The 16,500-nt window shown below is 40.0% G+C and carries 13 protein-coding genes; 8 read left to right on the plus strand and 5 right to left on the minus strand.

Going from position 1 to position 16,500, the window contains the following annotated elements; translation table 11 throughout:
• Positions 1-5 precede the first annotated feature (5 nt).
• A complete protein-coding gene (locus B7E04_RS21235; protein ID WP_080780509.1) occupies positions 6-1,484 on the minus strand; it encodes a trehalase family glycosidase in 1,479 nt (492 codons plus the stop codon).
• Between the two features lie 2 nt (positions 1,485-1,486).
• The gene (locus B7E04_RS21240) at positions 1,487-2,716 is read right to left on the minus strand and encodes an MFS transporter (RefSeq protein WP_080780766.1); all 1,230 of its coding nucleotides are present in this window, start codon (positions 2,714-2,716) and stop codon (positions 1,487-1,489) included.
• 123 nt (positions 2,717-2,839) lie between these two features.
• Here B7E04_RS21240 and B7E04_RS21245 point away from each other — a divergent pair, with 123 nt between their 5' ends.
• The gene (locus B7E04_RS21245; protein ID WP_062649765.1) at positions 2,840-3,703 is read left to right on the plus strand and encodes an AraC family transcriptional regulator; all 864 of its coding nucleotides are present in this window, start codon (positions 2,840-2,842) and stop codon (positions 3,701-3,703) included.
• A gap of 344 nt (positions 3,704-4,047) precedes the next feature.
• Here B7E04_RS21245 and B7E04_RS21250 read toward each other — a convergent pair whose 3' ends face one another.
• Entirely contained in the window at positions 4,048-4,602 is a 555-nt protein-coding gene (locus B7E04_RS21250; RefSeq protein WP_080780510.1) for a thioredoxin family protein, read from the minus strand.
• Positions 4,603-4,758: 156 nt separating this feature from the next.
• Between B7E04_RS21250 and B7E04_RS21255 the strand changes: the two genes are divergently transcribed.
• From B7E04_RS21255 to B7E04_RS21270, 4 genes are all read left to right on the plus strand, one after another.
• A complete protein-coding gene (locus B7E04_RS21255; RefSeq protein WP_080780511.1) occupies positions 4,759-5,355 on the plus strand; it encodes a TetR/AcrR family transcriptional regulator in 597 nt (198 codons plus the stop codon).
• A 357-nt stretch (positions 5,356-5,712) separates the two neighbouring features.
• Positions 5,713-6,873: an efflux RND transporter periplasmic adaptor subunit gene (locus tag B7E04_RS21260; protein ID WP_080780512.1), complete on the plus strand. Its 1,161-nt coding sequence runs from the start codon at positions 5,713-5,715 to the stop codon at positions 6,871-6,873.
• A 246-nt stretch (positions 6,874-7,119) separates the two neighbouring features.
• Positions 7,120-10,302 (plus strand): efflux RND transporter permease subunit, encoded by a 3,183-nt coding sequence (locus tag B7E04_RS21265; RefSeq protein ID WP_080780513.1) that lies wholly within the window; start codon positions 7,120-7,122, stop codon positions 10,300-10,302.
• Between the two features lie 278 nt (positions 10,303-10,580).
• Positions 10,581-11,993 (plus strand): efflux transporter outer membrane subunit, encoded by a 1,413-nt coding sequence (locus B7E04_RS21270; protein ID WP_080780514.1) that lies wholly within the window; start codon positions 10,581-10,583, stop codon positions 11,991-11,993.
• Positions 11,994-12,061: 68 nt separating this feature from the next.
• On the opposite strand, the gene B7E04_RS21275 is transcribed toward B7E04_RS21270, so the two are convergent.
• Together B7E04_RS21275 and miaA are read right to left on the minus strand one after the other, a co-directional pair.
• Positions 12,062-12,679 carry a SixA phosphatase family protein gene (locus B7E04_RS21275; protein ID WP_080780515.1) on the minus strand — a complete coding sequence of 206 codons (618 nt, stop codon included), beginning with the start codon at positions 12,677-12,679 and terminating at the stop codon, positions 12,062-12,064.
• Between the two features lie 96 nt (positions 12,680-12,775).
• Complete coding sequence (miaA, locus tag B7E04_RS21280; protein WP_080780516.1) at positions 12,776-13,693, minus strand: tRNA (adenosine(37)-N6)-dimethylallyltransferase MiaA; 918 nt, start codon at positions 13,691-13,693, stop codon at positions 12,776-12,778.
• Between the two features lie 132 nt (positions 13,694-13,825).
• Here miaA and B7E04_RS21285 point away from each other — a divergent pair, with 132 nt between their 5' ends.
• The 3 genes from B7E04_RS21285 (at position 13,826) to nadA (ending at position 16,494) form a co-directional block, all read left to right on the plus strand.
• Complete coding sequence (locus B7E04_RS21285) at positions 13,826-14,683, plus strand: YicC/YloC family endoribonuclease (RefSeq protein ID WP_062649780.1); 858 nt, start codon at positions 13,826-13,828, stop codon at positions 14,681-14,683.
• A gap of 108 nt (positions 14,684-14,791) precedes the next feature.
• Positions 14,792-15,355: a guanylate kinase gene (gmk, locus tag B7E04_RS21290; RefSeq protein ID WP_080780517.1), complete on the plus strand. Its 564-nt coding sequence runs from the start codon at positions 14,792-14,794 to the stop codon at positions 15,353-15,355.
• 119 nt (positions 15,356-15,474) lie between these two features.
• Positions 15,475-16,494, plus strand: coding sequence for a quinolinate synthase NadA (nadA, locus tag B7E04_RS21295; protein ID WP_062649784.1), 1,020 nt, complete (start codon positions 15,475-15,477; stop codon positions 16,492-16,494).
• Positions 16,495-16,500 lie beyond the last annotated feature (6 nt).

Genomic DNA, 16,500 nt, shown 5'->3' on the forward strand with positions numbered 1-16,500 from the left:
TAGAGTTAGTTTTGTTTTAATTTGAGATAGACCCCGTTTGTCCAGCCGAATCCGTCCTGATTCGGGTACTCTCCGCCTCCTGCAATGGTTTCAGTGTCTAATGCATTATATTTTTCCATTAATTTTCCGGTGTTGCTGTATACCCTTTCCACATTTCCGCACCAGTTATTTTTTATTTTTTCGGCAAGCTCATCGTAGCCGTAGTTTTTCATGGCTTTAAAACCTAACCACTGATAAGGTGCCCAGGCATTCGGAAGGTCCCATTGCTGGCCGCTGTTTTTGGTGGTGGTTACAAGGCCTCCCTGATACAGAAACTTTTCAGCTATAATGTTAGCAACAGATTCTGCCTGTTGAGCATCTGCAAGTCCTAAAAATAAAGGGTAAAGAGCAGCAATATGTTCAGACGGTGTGTTTTTGTGTTTTTTTAAATGATAATCTTTAAAACATTCAGTGTTTTCATCCCAAAAGTAGGTGTTGATCATCTGTCTGCGTCTTGCTGCTCTTTCAGTAAAATATTTTTCTTTTTCTGTCAGATTCTGAAGCGCTGAAGATTTTGCCAGAGTATGCTCCAAATGCCATAAAAGGCTGTTCAGGTCTACTTCTGCAATATTCAGTGTTTCTATCGTCTGTATATGTTCTCCGTCTGCAAACCATCTGCTGGAAAAATCCCAGCCAGACTCGCAGGCGCTTCTGATATTTCTGTAAAATTCCTCTCCAGTGTTTTCGCTGTCTTCAATATCAATCAGGTAGCTTTCAGGGCGCGGTGCATTTTCTGCATCGTAATAACGGTTCAGAAGATCTCCATTCTTTGTTTTTGCCACTCTTTTCACGGTGGAATCATTTTCCAGCCATTCTTCACCATTCATCCAGAAAGCATGTTCTTTCTCTAAAGTATCATGGTATTTACTATAAATGCTTTCATCACCCGTTGTTTCAAAAAGCAGGTCCAGCATCAGCGAAAAATATGGCGGCTGCGAACGGCTCAGGAAATGGGTTCTGCTTGCATTGGGAACAAAACCTACATTCTGAATCAGATAGGAACAGTTCTCAATAATATTTTCCATCATTTCCGTTCTTCCGGAAACCTGCAGCCCCAACATAATAAAATAGCTGTCCCAGTAGAAAAATTCGTTAAAACGGCCTCCGGGAACAATGTATGGCTTCGGAAGCTTCAGCAATGTTCCTTTTTCCTCATACGCCGTACGGGTCAGTTCATCCCAAAGTTTTTCAATGTGTTGCTGTATCGGCAGCTGCTCTTCTCTCCGGATTGAAACTCTGGCACCCAGGAAATCAAAATTGGTCATGACAAAATCTTTCAGATCAAATCCTTCATTTCCCTTCTTCTTTTCATACTTCGCATTGATCTCCGAAACAGGAAACAAAGGAACCGCATCGGTCATCATCTTCTGGTCTTCAAAGATTCTGGCTCTCTGAACATCATCAAAAAGAACCTGGATTTCGTTAATGTATAGCTGCTTATTCATTATTATTTCTTAGGATTTATTTTTAACTGATTCATGAAAATAGCGGAAATGATCAGCAGTGAAAGCGGTATCAATGAAAGATAAAACGCCTGCTGGCCGCTGAATTCCTGGAACACAAAACCTGTAATCATAGACCCGATGGTTCCCCCGATGGCAGAGAACACCACGATAAGTCCGGACATGGCGCTGTGTAAATATTTTGGAATGGATGCCAGGATCACAGAATTGATGCTTGGATAAATCGGTGCCAGCAAACCGCCCATCAATGGGAATAAATAGACTACCAGCGGGGCATTGAACCAGCCCGTTCCTTTATTGATCTGAATATTATGGGTTAAAGGCAGAACCAGAAGAATGCTTACTGCAAAGCCTATCACACAAAACGAAACCACATAGATCCAGCTGAATTTCTTCGAGAAAAAGCCTGATAAAAATCTTCCCAGTGCAAAAGCTCCTGCTAAAACCGCTCCTGCCTGGATACTCATTGAGGTAGGAAGTTTCAGAATTTCTTTATAAAAAGTAGGTGTCCAGGTCTGAAAACTTTGCTCTACCAGAACAAACAGGAAGGCACACAGCAGAAAAAACAGTACTTTCTTATAGCTGAATAAGCTGATGCTGTTCCTTAAATCTCCTAACAAATCCGTTTTTTCACTTTTTGCTTCACTCTCATTTAGTTTTGAAAAGAATAAAAACAGGAATGATAAGGCAGAAAGTGCTCCCAGCACCCAATATACATTCATCCAATGGGTAGATTTGGGATTGTGATCATCAATAAATAAGCTGAAAAGGACATTTCCCGCCAAAACCCCGATCATAAAGAAACCTTCCAGGAATCCCATAAAGCTTGAATGTTCTTTATCCGTATTGGTTACAAGGCCTATAGAAGTAAAAACCGAGATTTTGATTAAAGCAAAAGAAATTCCTACAATAGCAAACAGTAATTTGAAAAACCAGAAATCATCGGCAAAAGGCATCACAAAACACATGCAGCTCACCAGAAAAAGGGCAATCAGCATGGAATTTTTGATCCCGATTTTGGGCAGAAATGATGCAAGGATAAATGAGCAGATGGCAATCGGAAGGTCTTTAAAACCTTCGAGCACACTGGCTGAAGATTTTGAAATGCCGAAGTTCTGCTGAACCTGTAAAATCACTGTTCCCACGGAATTCAAAAGAATCGCGAAAACAAAATAGTTCAAGAACAAAACAGCCTTAATGTTGAAATTTTTCATGGAGATCATTTCTTGTCGGCTAAGATAAAAGCATTTCACTTAACATTAATTTAACACAATAAATCAATATTTGAACAATATTAATATATTTAGTATTTTTATTGAATAAATACGATTAATGAGATGAAAGTTAGTTTTGAACGAATAATTCCCAGTGAGAAAAGCTCTTTTCGTACGCTTCACAACAATTCCCCGATCTGCGAGTTCAAATGGGAATATCATTATCATCCGGAGATTGAGCTGGTCTGCGTTATTTCCGGAAACGGAACCCGCCATGTGGGCTACCATAAAAGCAATTATACTAATGGTGATCTGGTATTAATTGGGTCCAATATTCCGCATTCCGGCTTCGGACTGAACTCTACCGATCCACATGAGGAAATTGTACTTCAGTTCAGGGAAGAGATTCTTCAGTTTCCCCAGCAGGAAGTGGAAGCCCGGTCTATAAAAAACCTGTTGGAGCTTTCAAAATATGGGATTCACTTTCATCATAAGATCAAAAAACTGATGCTTCCCAAACTGAAACTGATGCTGGAATCCGAAGGCTATAAAAGATATCTGCTCCTCCTCGAAATCCTGTTTGAGCTTTCGAAATGTAAAGATTATGATCTTCTTAACAAGGAAATTATGCCGTACACCATTATTTCAAAGAATAAAACAAGGCTGGAAAATATTTTCACGTACGTAGAACATCATTACGATAAAGAAATCAATATAGAAGATGTGGCAAAGCTTGCCAATCTTACGTTGCCGGCTTTCTGCAATTTTTTCAAAAAAGCCACTCAGATTACTTTTACGGAATTTGTCAACCGTTACCGAATTAATAAAGCCTGCCTGCTGATGGCACAGGATAAAAGTATTTCGGAATGCAGTTACAGCTGTGGTTTTAATAATGTGACGTATTTTAACAGGATGTTTAAAAAATATACGGAGAAAACGCCTTCTGAGTTTATTAAAAATTATTCGCATAATAAGGTGAGTGTGTGAGTTATGCCACTGATGATTATAAAATGTCATGCTGAGCACAGATAGAAGATCTGCGAACGGAGGTTCACGTAGCATTTCATATATAGTAAAATCATGGTATTTATTTCCCGCAGATCACGCGGATGCTTGAGAATAAAAATCTGCATAATCTGCGAAGTCAGCAATTTCACGCAGATTTTGCAGATTAAGCGGATTGCTCTTAAGAATGGTAAATACACTCAGCATGACATTGCTAATACTATAAGTACTCCATGATACAAAATAAAAAAGCTGCTCCCAAAAGAACAGCTTATATATGTATCGGCCAAAAACTTTAAACTTTAAACCTTAAACCTTAAACCTTATTATTTCCACTTGATATTGCATCCCATACTCGGTCTCTGGATTTCCTCCTGAGATTCTCCCAGCAAAAGGTTTTCAAAAGCAATGATCAGGTCTTCTCCGGTGACATCCTTACTGTTTCCGGGTCTTGAATCATCCATTTGTCCTCTGTAGATCAGGTCCAGTTTATCATCAAAGAAATAGAAATCCGGGGTGCATGCTGCATCATAAGCCTTAGCTACGGCCTGGCTTTCATCATATAAATAGGGGAAATCAAATTTTCTTTCAATCTGGAATTCGATCATTTTTTCCGGGGCGTCCGCCGGATATTTTTCTACATCATTGGCATTGATGGCAATAAATTCAATTCCTTTATCATTATAATCTTCATACAATTCATTGATCTTGTCAATCACATGAAGAACAAACGGACAATGGTTGCACATGAAGATCACCAGGGTTCCTTTTTCTCCTTTCAGCTCGTCCAGAGACTGAATTTCATTGGTTTTTGATGGATTCGGAAGCTCAAAAAACGGAGCTTTGGTTCCTAGGGCCAGCATATTTGAGGGCGTATTCATATCCTTTATTTTCTTTATACGCAAAGATAAAATTTCTTTTAATATAAGCCAATTCAGGAATTTATAAACTTGCGTTAAATGTTAAATATCAAATACCATTTGGAAGATATATTAAAAAGTTTGTAGTTTTGCTAACACTGTTAGTAAATAAAAATCATGGGCTTACATGAACGCCGTCAACGAGAAAAAGAATCCATCCGTGCAAATATTTTGCAGGCTGCCTTTGGTTTGGCTAAAACAGAGGGCTGGGCTTCACTTTCGATGCGTAAAATAGCAGATGCTATTGAGTACAGTGCTCCCGTGGTGTATGATTATTTTGAAAACAAAGAAGCCATTTTGTATGAAATTTCCATTAATGGTTTCCACTGTCTTCATATAGAATTATTAAAAGCACAGAGAAAATTTGATACTCCGGAAGAGCAGCTTACTGCTATAGTAGATGCCTACTGGAATTTTGCTTTTAAAAATAAAGAATACTATCAGCTGATGTTTGGTTTGGGAATGCAGTGCAGCGGTAAGGGCCAGATGAAAGAAGAATTTTCTTCATTTCAGGACCTGATTTATGAGTGTACCTACAACATTATCAAGAAGAACGGAAACAATACGGAGAATGCCTGCCATATGTCACATGCTTTATTTTCAGCGGTGCACGGACTGATCTCCATTATGATGATGAGAAATGCAGATATACCTTCTACAATGAATAAAACAACTTTGGACGAGACAGTTTCTGCTTTCGTTAAGTCTTTGTAAATTTTTTTTGAATTCAAAATTAACACCGTTAGGAAAAATAACATTGAATATCAGTATAAATTCAATTTAAAAACTAAAAAATAACCATGGAAACGATCATTCATAATTCTCCGGAAAGTTCCTGACACTTACTTAACACCGTTAGATAAATTAACGCACAATTAATACACCTCATTATATATACATATCAACATTAAAAACAGACAACTATTATGAAAATGACGTTCTGACTTCTGTATTAAAAATTCTGAATTTTTTTTTGAACTGATTATTAACACTGTTAGGAAAAATAACGAATTTATTTAAAAGAACACTATTACTTAAATCTAACACTTCATTAAAAAAATTAAACCCACAATGAAAATACCTGGAAAAATAAGGTTCATCGTACTTATATCAAGTATTATCCTTTTGCAGAACTGCACCAAAGCAGCAGAAGGTTCCAATGCGGCACCGCCTGCCCCGGAGCTGCCGGTTTATACCGTGATCACCTCTCCAGCGACAACATATCAGGAATTCCCTACCGCACTGGAAGGTAAAAATAACGTAGAGATCAGGTCTCAGGTAGACGGATACCTGGACAGGATCTATGTAGAGGAAGGCGCTTACGTAAGAGCAGGACAGCCCCTGTTTAAAATAGATTCAAGAAGCTATGGCGAACAGGTGAACATGGCGCAGGCCAATCTGCAGGCTGCCAATGCCAATATTGAAAAGGCAAGAGTGGAAGTAGACAGACTTCAGCCACTGGTAGCTGCAAAAGTAGTTTCTGATGTACAGCTAAAAACGGCAAAAGCTAATTATTCCGCCGCTGTAGCTGCTGCCTCTCAGGCCAGAGCTTCGGTAGGAAACGCGAGAATCAACATAGGATTTACAACGATTACAGCACCGGTAAGCGGATATATCGGAAGGATTCCTTACAAAAAAGGAAGTCTTATCTCAAGAACAGACGTTAATCCATTAACATTATTATCCGATATCAGTGAGATCTACGCGTATTTCTCTTTAAGCGAACTGGATTTTATCGCGTTTCAGAAAAAATATCCCGGGGCAAGTCTGGATGAAAAACTGAAAAATATGCCAATGGTAGACCTGGTAATCGCAGACAACAGCATTTATCCTGAAAAAGGAAAGATGAGCATTGTAGACGGGCAGTTTGATAAAACCACTGGAGCCATAAGTGTCCGTGCTGTTTTCCCTAATGCACAGGGTGCTTTGAGAACAGGAAATACGGGAAGGGTGCGTATGCCTCAGATGCTTTCCAACGCCTTGATTATTCCACAGGAATCAACGTTTGAGATTCAGGATAAAACCTATGTATATATCGTAGGAAAGGATAACAAAGTGACCAGCAAACCTGTGACAATCTCAGGAAAAACCGAAAGCTACTATTTTATTTCAGAAGGGATTACTCCCGGAGAGAAAATCGTATACACCGGAATCGGAGCATTAAAAGATGGCGCTTCCATCAAGCCGAAAGCGATTTCATCTGACAGCCTGCTGAGAGCTAAGCCTTTGTAAGTATTCCTGATACGAACTATGTATAAGAACGGCTTAAACTTATCAATTGTAACCACAAAAGTCACAAAAGCTTTTAAACACTTTAGTTTTTTTAAGTAAATCTGATGAACTAGCTAAGAACACATAAGTTTTCGAAAATCTCCGGTTTTCATCTGTACTCCAGATTCACATTTTTAAAACTAAGAAAATTTAAGTCTTATAAAATCAATTGATAAAAGTTTAAGCAAATAAAAAAATAAACTTCTTATGTTAAAACAATTTATAGAAAGACCGGTACTTTCAACGGTCATCTCCATCATACTGCTATTGCTGGGAGCTCTTTCGGTTTTCAACCTGCCGATTACGCTGTTTCCGGACATTGCACCGCCAAGTGTTCAGGTAACGGCCTTTTATCCGGGAGCGAACGCGGAAGTAGTGGCAAGATCAGTAGCAACGCCTATTGAAGAGGCCGTAAACGGGGTTGAGAACATGACGTACATGACTTCCAACTCAAGTAACGACGGAACCATGACCCTTAGCGTATTCTTCAAGCAGGGATCAGATCCTGACAATGCTGCTGTAAACGTTCAGAACCGGGTATCCAAAGCTATGAGCCAGCTTCCGCAGGAGGTTGTTCAGGCCGGAATTTCCACGCAGAAAGTGCAGAACAGTATGATCATGTTCATGGGATTATCCAGTGACGATCCTAAACAGTATGACGAACTTTTCCTGCAAAACTACCTTAAAATAAACATCATCCCGCAGATACAGCGTATCCCGGGGGTTGCACAGGCACAGGTGTTCGGAACCATGGACTATTCCATGAGAATATGGCTGAAGCCGGACCGTCTGGCAGCCAATAACCTCTCTCCACAGGAAGTGATGGCGGCCATCAAAGACCATAACCTTGAAGCTGCACCGGGACGTCTTGGACAGGGAAGTAAGGAAACCTACGAATATATTTTAAAGTATAAAGGTAAATTAAACCAGAACGGAGACTATGAAAATATTGCCATCAAAGCTAATAATGACGGTTCATTCCTGAGATTAAAAGATGTGGCCAGAGTAGAATTCGGTTCCTATACCTATACGGCAACCAACAGAGTTGACGGAAAACCTGTAGCAGGTTTCGCAATCTTGCAGACCGCAGGTTCCAACGCGAATGACATCCTGACTGAGATTGAAAAACAGGTAGATCAGTTTTCCACTACCCTCCCGAAAGGCGTAAAACCGATCATTATGTACAACTCCAAAGACTTCCTGGATGCTTCTATTCACCAGGTTGTTGAAACTTTGGTGATTGCATTTATCCTCGTATTTATTGTGGTGTATATCTTCCTTCAGGATTTCAGATCTACATTGATTCCGGCCATTGCGGTTCCGGTGGCCATTATCGGTACCTTCTTTTTCCTGCAGTTATTCGGTTTCAGCATCAATATGCTAACTCTGTTTGCCCTGGTGCTCGCCATCGGTATTGTAGTGGATGATGCCATTGTGGTGGTGGAAGCCGTCCATTCCAAAATGGAGCATACGGGAATGCCGGTAGAGCAGGCAACCACCCATTCTATGAGTGAAATTTCCGGAGCTATTATATCCATTACCCTGGTGATGTGTGCGGTATTTATTCCGGTGGGCTTCATGCAGGGTCCTGCGGGAGTTTTCTACAGACAGTTTGCCTTCACCCTGGTAATTGCCATTATGATTTCCGCAGTGAACGCATTGACATTAAGCCCTGCTTTATGTGCTCTGTTCCTGAATGATCCTCAGGGAGAACATGGAGAACACGGTCAGAAAAAAGGTTTTGGTGCGAGATTTTTCAACGCTTTCAATGTGGCCTTTAACAATATGACCCGAAAATATATCTACAGCCTTAAATTTTTAATTAAAAACAAATGGGTAGCTGTAGGAGGTTTAGCCGTAATTATTGCAGCCAGCATTTTCCTGATTAAAAAGGCTCCTACAGGATTTATTCCAACGGAAGACCAGGGATTTGTTCTCTATGCCGTGAATACGCCTCCAGGAAGTTCACTTGAAAGAACCAACAGAGCAACAGAGCAGATTGATAAGATCGTAAAAAGCGAAAAAGCCATGAATCACCTTTGGGTAGCCGATGGTATGAACTTCATCAGTAATGCCAATGCCTCCCCTTATTCTGCAGGTTTCATTAAACTTAAAGATTATAAAGACCGTGGTGACATGAAAGATCCCGATCAGATTGCCGCTGCACTGACAGGAAAAGTTGCCCAGGTGAAAGATGCCAATGCTTTCTTCTTCAACTTCCCTACTGTACAGGGATTTGGTAACGTTTCCGGTTTTGAGTTCATGCTTCAGGATAAAACCAATGGCTCTTACGAAAAATTAGGAACCACCACTCAGGCATTCATCGGGGAACTGATGAAACGTCCGGAAATTGCTTTTGCATTTACCACGTATGCCGCCGGAAATCCGCAGTACACCATTGATGTGGATACCGATAAGGCCAATCAGCTGGGAGTTTCCGTCACAGAACTGATGCAGACGATGCAGATCTATTACGGAAGTAGCTTCGTTTCGGATTTCAACAGATTCGGGAAATACTACAGGGTAATGGCTCAGGCTGATGTTCCTTACCGTACGGATGCCAATTCCCTGGAAGGAATTTATGTGAAAAACAATGCCGGTGAAATGGTTCCTGTAAAGACCTTAGTGACATTAAAAAGAACTTTCGGACCTGAAACCGTGACGAGAAACAACCTGTTTACTGCCGTTACCATTAACGGAACTCCGAAACCTGGTTACAGTACCGGAGATGCCATTAAAGCGGTGGAAGAAGTTGCCCAGAAATCACTGCCAAGAGGTTTTGGCTATGAATGGACCGGAATTACGCGTGAAGAGATTAAAACAGGTGGTCAGACTGCATTTGTCTTCCTTTTAAGTATATTATTCGTGTACTTCCTGTTAGCAGCACAGTACGAAAGCTATATTCTTCCGTTTGCAGTAATTCTTACAGTTCCTACTGGGATTTTCGGGGTATTCGCATTCACGGGATTAGCTGGAATTGATAACAATATTTACGTTCAGGTAGGTTTGATCATGCTTGTCGGACTATTGGCGAAGAACGCGATTTTGATTGTGGAATTTGCCGTTCAGAGAAGAAAAGCAGGGAAAACCCTGGTTGAATCAGCACTTCAGGCTTCAAGATTACGTTTGAGACCAATTTTGATGACCTCATTTGCCTTTATCATCGGGATGCTTCCATTGGTATGGACTCAGGGTGCAGCGGCAAAAGGTAACCACTCCATCGGGATCAGTACCGTGGGAGGAATGTTTACAGGAGTAGTTTTCGGGATTTTTATTATTCCGGTAATGTATGTGATCTTCCAGTATTTGCATGAAAAAATGCCGAGCAGAAAAAAGAAAAGACTTCTGAAAAAATTACAGGAGGAGGAACTTTTAGCAACGGCTCATTAATAAAAATGATTTACAAAACTTTGGGAACATTTTAAACCACAAAAGCCACACAAATTTTTTAAACATTAAGTTATCTGAAGTTTACTATTGAAATGAATAGAAGCTCACATAAGTTTAAAAAAATCAAAGATTTTTATCAGAATCATCTACATAAGCATCTGTGAAAATCTGTATCATCTGTGGTCAAATAAAAAAAAACAAAGCACTCTCCTACTAAAGACAGCTTTGACAAACGGTTTCTCAAAGTTTTGTATTCAATTAAAAGTAGATTAAAAACTATGAAAAGAATAAAGAATATTTTTCTAACTTTTATATTGGCTGTAGCCTCGGTTTCGTGTGTGTCTAAACTGGCCTACACGGAGCCGGATCTGCAGCTTCCGGAAAAATTCCAGTACACGGCTACTGCTGATACAGCAAGCATCGCCAACCTGCAATGGAAACAGTTTTTCAACGATCCTATTTTACAGGATCTGATCGAAAAAGGAATAAAGAACAATTATGATCTTCAAATTGCATTAAAACAGGTCGCATCTTCGCAGGAAAAGTTAAAACAGGCTAAATTTCTTCAGTACCCTGATGTAGGTTTCGCTGTTTCTGCACAGATTTCAAAACCTTCTGAGAACAGCATGAACGGGAAAAGCTTAAATTCATTTTTAGGCCAAAGCCACGTGGAAGATTACAATGCAGCATTCAACCTTTCATGGGAAGCTGATATCTGGGGGAAAATCAAAAACCAGCAGGAAGTTTCCAGAATGCAGTACCTGCAGACTTATGAAGCGACAAAAGCAGTACAGACCCAGGTGGTAGCAGCCATTGCGCAGGGTTACTATAACTTGCTGATGCTTGACAAGCAGATCCAGATCGCAAAAGCCAACCTGGAATTAAGCACCAATACCCTTTCTATCACAGAAAAAATGTGGCAAAGCGGTGATACCACTTCTCTGGGTGTTCAGCAGGCAACAGCACAAAAGCAGTCCACTGAACTTTTAATCGCTCAGCTGGAGCAGAATATTGCCATCCAGGAAAATGCTTTGAGTATTCTGGTAGGCGAAAATCCGACAAAAATCAGCAGAACGATTGAAATGTCTGATACTTCCCTTCCGCAGAAAATTTCCGCGGGACTTCCCGCAGCCATGGTAAGCCGTCGTCCGGATGTCCGTCAGCAGGAACTGGTTCTTCTGGAGTCCAACTCAATGGTGGGAATTGCCCAGGCCAATATGTATCCGGCTTTAAAAATTACAGCCAGCGGAGGAGTGAATTCTTTCAAATTTGATAACTGGTTCCAGATCCCTGCATCTTTGTTCGGGTCTGTATTGGGAGGAATTACCCAGCCTATTTTCCAGAAGAGACAATTGAAAACGGATCTTAATGTGGCTAAGATCCAGAGAGAGAAAAACGTGCTGGCTTTCCGCCAGTCTGTATTAAATGCAGTAGGTGAGGTTTCTGATGCGATGGTTTCCAATGAGAGCCTGAAAGTTCAGGAACAAAAAGCAACAGAACAGGTAGCTACCTTAAAAAACGGAATAAAAAGTGCCGAAATGCTTTACAAAGGCGGTATGGCCAATTATCTGGAAGTGATTACAGCTCAGGGAAATTCCCTGCAGGCTGAACTGAATCTGGCCTCCGTAAAAAGACAGAGACTGAGCAGCATTGTAGATCTGTACAGAGCGCTTGGCGGCGGTTGGAAGTAGTAAATTTAATTATATTGTTTTTAGTGCGGTCTCTGATTTTCAGGGACCGTTTTTTAATACCTAAAATTTTATGGTGTACTCTGCCCGTACTTTTTCTGAACAGCAAACACCGATCCCGCTGCTGCCGAGTTTTTCGTGATAAATATATTGTCAAACTGCGTCTCACTAATGGTCACATTCAACGTATTATTACTCAAAACTTTTACCATTTCAGGAATGGTATTGGAATGACCAACAATAACCACAATTTTTCCCTGATTCTCTGCAAGAATGTTGTTGATAAATAATTGAGTGGCAGCAATAGTGGCAGCCGGCACATATTCTTTAATAACAATTCCTTTACTTACGGCCACTGGAATGGCGGTTTGCTGTGTCCGGTTATATGCCGTCGTATAAATATGATCGATATGAACATTTTCCAGCAGACGTTTCAATTCTTCTGCCCTCTGCTTACCGGCAGCGCTGAGATCAGGATCAGTTCCGGAATTTTCCTTTTCTGCATGACGCAACAGAATACACACTGTTTCTGTACTCCTGATTTCTGAAGGAAGCGGAATTCCTAGTGGATTGTCAGTGTTTTGAACATTATTTCCAGGATTTTCCTTTTGGGTTTCCTGGCCGGAAACTCTTTCCCAGCTCGTGAAAAATATTATAGGAACCAAAGCCGATATAATTAGTTTTTTCATAATTAAATTGTGTTTAGAAATTGTCAATATTTTTAAACACAATTTAACTAAAAAATGACAAAACTTTTATAAATAAGATTATGGTAAAAAATAGAATTAATCTTTCTGATTAGATATAGAAATAAATTCAATTAATTTGTCAAAATCGTCCTGAGAATATCCTAATGGCAAGTAGTGAATATCATCTGCCTTCCGGTACCATGTCAGCTGACGTTTTGCATATCTGCGGCTGTTTTTTTTAATCTCGGAAACGGCAAAATCCAGGTCCCATTCTCCGTCAAAATATTTGAAAAGTTCTGAGTACCCAACAGTATTTAAAGCAGTTAAATGTTTAAACTTCTCCAGACCTTCTGCTTCAGCCAGCAACCCTTTCTCCATCATAATATCCACCCTTCTGTTGATCCGGTCATACAGTTCTTCCCTAGGCGCTTCAATTCCGATTCGGATCACATTGAAATCCCGGGAATCCTGTGAAACGGCAATCTGTTCGGAATATTTTTTATTCGTCTGCCAGATCACGTCAATAGCGCGTAAAAGCCTTCTGTGATTGTGAAAATCCACCACTTCAAAATATTCGGGATCAAGTTCCTTTAAAATATCCTGCAGTTTTTCAATCCCATCGGTTTCAAAAATTGCCTGAAGCCTTTTCTGATTGGTTTCATCCGCTTCCGGGAGATCATTCAGGCCTTCAATAACCGCTTTTTCGTACATCATGCTTCCACCCACTAAAATAACGGTATCATGATTCAGGAAAAGCTCGCTGAGTTTTTTCAGGGCATCTTCTTCATACTGCCCGATAGAGTAATATTCCTCTACTGAAAGATTTCCGATAAAATGATGGGGAGCCTGGGCCAGCTCTTCTTCAGAAGGCGATGCCGTACCGATTTTCATTTCCTTAAAAAACTGCCGGGAATCACAGGAAACAATTTCTGTCCTGAAATGGTTGGCCAGATCAATGGCCAGTCTCGTTTTGCCTATTCCGGTGGGGCCTACAACAGAAATCAAATTTTTCATATGTAGCGCATCTGTTTGTTTTCTAAAGGTCATGGGGAATCTTAAATCTTCAGCATTTATTTGTGGTTTCCCAACCACTGCAATTTCACTGTGCTAATTTAAATGTTTATCTTTGTACAACAATAAAAAACTATGATTTTATCAATGACGGGATTCGGCAGAGCCGAAGGTGTTTTTGAAGGTAAAAAGATCTCAATAGATATTAAATCACTGAACAGCAAAAGCTTTGATTTAAATATCAAAGTACCTTTACGGTATAAGGAAAAAGAATTCGAGATCAGAAAAATTCTTAACGACAGAATTATCCGTGGAAAGGTGGATTGCTACATCAATCTGGAGAACCTTGAAGAATCGAATGATGTGAAAATCAATAAGAGTTTAATAGATTCTTATATCAATGAGCTTCGCAACATCGCTTCAGACGGCCCGGACTTCGAATACCTGAAAATGGCGGTAAGGCTTCCGGATGCTATCACTTCAAGACCTGACGAACTGACAGAAGGAGAATGGGAAGCTCTCGCAGCTATCGTTCATGCGGCAGTGGACCGTTTTACGGAATTCAGAAAAACAGAAGGAACAATTCTTCATGAAGAGCTGGCCAGAAATATCCAGAATATTGACCAGTATCTTTCGGCGGTTATTCCTTTTGAAGAAGAAAGAATCACTGCGGTAAAAGAGCGGTATCAGAAATCTTTAAAGGAATTTGAAAATGTAGACGAAACCCGTTTTTACCAGGAAATGGCCTATTTTACTGAAAAACTTGATATTGCAGAAGAAAAGGTAAGGTTGACCCAGCATCTTAAATACTATCAGGAAGTAATGGACAATGAAGATTTCAACGGGAAAAAACTTGGATTTATTTCTCAGGAAATCGGAAGAGAAATCAATACATTAGGTTCAAAAGCCAATCATGCCGAGATCCAGAAGCTGGTAGTGATGATGAAAGATGATTTGGAAAAAATAAAAGAACAGACGTTAAACGTTTTGTAAAAGTTATAAGTTGTCAATGATGAGTTATAAGTTTCCTGCATCACTTGCTATTGTTGCAGATTGAAAATAACTCATAGTTCATAACTCATAATTCATAACTATTAATAAATGAATAAAGTAATCATATTTTCAGCACCATCCGGAAGCGGAAAAACTACATTGGTAAAACATGCGCTGGAAACATTTCCTGAACTGGCATTTTCCATCTCCTGCACCACAAGACAGCCCAGAGGAAGTGAAATGCATGCTGTGGACTATCATTTTCTGAGTCCTGATGAATTCAGACAGAAAATAGCAGAAGACGCTTTTGTAGAATATGAAGAAGTGTATACTGACAAATATTACGGGACTTTAAAATCTGAAGTGGAAAAAATCTGGAATCAGGAAAAAGTGGTGATCTTTGATGTGGATGTGAAAGGAGGAATTTCTTTAAAAAAATATTTTGGAGAAAAAGCCCTTTCTATTTTCATTGAACCGCCTTCCATTGAAGAATTGGAACGAAGATTGATCTCCAGAAACACGGATGATGCGGAAACCATCAAAACCCGTGTAGCAAAGGCAGGAGAAGAAATGACCTTTGCAAAAGAATTTGACAGGATCGTCATCAATACCGATCTTGACGAAGCAAAAAAAGAAATAGAAAGTTTAATAAAAAAATTTATTGGGAATTAAGGAATGGAAGATGGAAGTCTGAAGATGAAAGTTTTGAAAAGTTGTAATAATTCAAGCTCCCCCATCTAACTTCTAATTTCTAACTTCTAGTTTCTGATGAAAAAAAAATTGAGGTTGATATGAGTACCGAAACATTAGAAAAAGCTAAATCTGCCATCCCTGTAAGAGGGTTTCTGGATATAAAAGATATAGCAATCCCTCAAGGAGAAGAACTGGTAAAAGCCATTCTGAAACTTAAAGAAGAAAAAAATGCGGTGATCCTTGCCCATTATTATCAGCCGGGAGAAATTCAGGATATCGCAGATTTCCTGGGAGATTCTCTTCAGCTGGCAAGACAGGCCAAAGACACCAATGCAGACATGATTGTATTCTGCGGGGTACATTTCATGGCAGAAGCAGCTAAAATCCTGAATCCAACGAAAAAAGTAGTGCTTCCTGATACCATGGCAGGATGCTCTCTGGCGGACGGATGCTCGGGAGAAGGCCTCAGAAAAATGCGCGAACAGCATCCCAATGCTCTGATTGCCACCTATATCAACTGCAACGCTGAAACGAAAGCAGAAAGTGATATCATCGTAACCAGTTCCAATGCTGAAACCGTGATTGAAGCCCTACCAAAAGACAGACCTATTATTTTCGCACCGGATAAAAATCTGGGAAGATATTTATCTAAGAAAACCGGGCGTGACATGATCCTTTGGGATGGAAGCTGCATCGTGCATGAAGCATTTTCTATGGAAAGAATTGCCCAGCAGCTTGCTGACAACCCTGATGCGAAATTAATTGCCCACCCGGAAAGTGAGGAAGCCGTTTTAAAACTGGCACACTTTATTGGCTCCACTTCAGCCCTGCTGAATTTTGTGGAGAAAGATGACTGCCAGAAATTCATTATCGCCACTGAGGAAGGTATTCTTCACGAAATGAAAAAACGTGCACCGCATAAAGAGCTTATTCCCGCCCTTGTTTTTGATGAAAGTTGTAACTGCTCGGAATGTTTCTACATGAAACGCAACACAATGGAAAAATTGTACCTATGTATGAAATATGAGCTTCCGGAAATCCTTATCGACGAAGAGCTTCGTTTAAAAGCCCTGAAACCGATTGAAGCCATGCTGGATCTTTCAAAAAGCATAAAATAGCAAAAA

The sequence above is a fragment of the Chryseobacterium phocaeense genome, assembly GCF_900169075.1.
Taxonomy (GTDB): Bacteria; Bacteroidota; Bacteroidia; order Flavobacteriales; family Weeksellaceae; genus Chryseobacterium; species Chryseobacterium phocaeense.

Excerpts from the sequence above, each read along its gene's own strand:
- B7E04_RS21235 (WP_080780509.1), bottom strand. The coding sequence starts at position 1,484 with ATGAATAAGCAGCTATACATTAACGAAATCCAGGTTCTTTTTGATGAT.
- B7E04_RS21240 (WP_080780766.1), bottom strand. The coding sequence starts at position 2,716 with ATGAAAAATTTCAACATTAAGGCTGTTTTGTTCTTGAACTATTTTGTT.
- B7E04_RS21245 (WP_062649765.1), top strand. The coding sequence starts at position 2,840 with ATGAAAGTTAGTTTTGAACGAATAATTCCCAGTGAGAAAAGCTCTTTT.
- B7E04_RS21250 (WP_080780510.1), bottom strand. The coding sequence starts at position 4,602 with ATGAATACGCCCTCAAATATGCTGGCCCTAGGAACCAAAGCTCCGTTT.
- B7E04_RS21255 (WP_080780511.1), top strand. The coding sequence starts at position 4,759 with ATGGGCTTACATGAACGCCGTCAACGAGAAAAAGAATCCATCCGTGCA.
- B7E04_RS21260 (WP_080780512.1), top strand. The coding sequence starts at position 5,713 with ATGAAAATACCTGGAAAAATAAGGTTCATCGTACTTATATCAAGTATT.
- B7E04_RS21265 (WP_080780513.1), top strand. The coding sequence starts at position 7,120 with ATGTTAAAACAATTTATAGAAAGACCGGTACTTTCAACGGTCATCTCC.
- B7E04_RS21270 (WP_080780514.1), top strand. The coding sequence starts at position 10,581 with ATGAAAAGAATAAAGAATATTTTTCTAACTTTTATATTGGCTGTAGCC.
- B7E04_RS21275 (WP_080780515.1), bottom strand. The coding sequence starts at position 12,679 with ATGAAAAAACTAATTATATCGGCTTTGGTTCCTATAATATTTTTCACG.
- miaA (WP_080780516.1), bottom strand. The coding sequence starts at position 13,693 with ATGAAAAATTTGATTTCTGTTGTAGGCCCCACCGGAATAGGCAAAACG.
- B7E04_RS21285 (WP_062649780.1), top strand. The coding sequence starts at position 13,826 with ATGATTTTATCAATGACGGGATTCGGCAGAGCCGAAGGTGTTTTTGAA.
- gmk (WP_080780517.1), top strand. The coding sequence starts at position 14,792 with ATGAATAAAGTAATCATATTTTCAGCACCATCCGGAAGCGGAAAAACT.
- nadA (WP_062649784.1), top strand. The coding sequence starts at position 15,475 with ATGAGTACCGAAACATTAGAAAAAGCTAAATCTGCCATCCCTGTAAGA.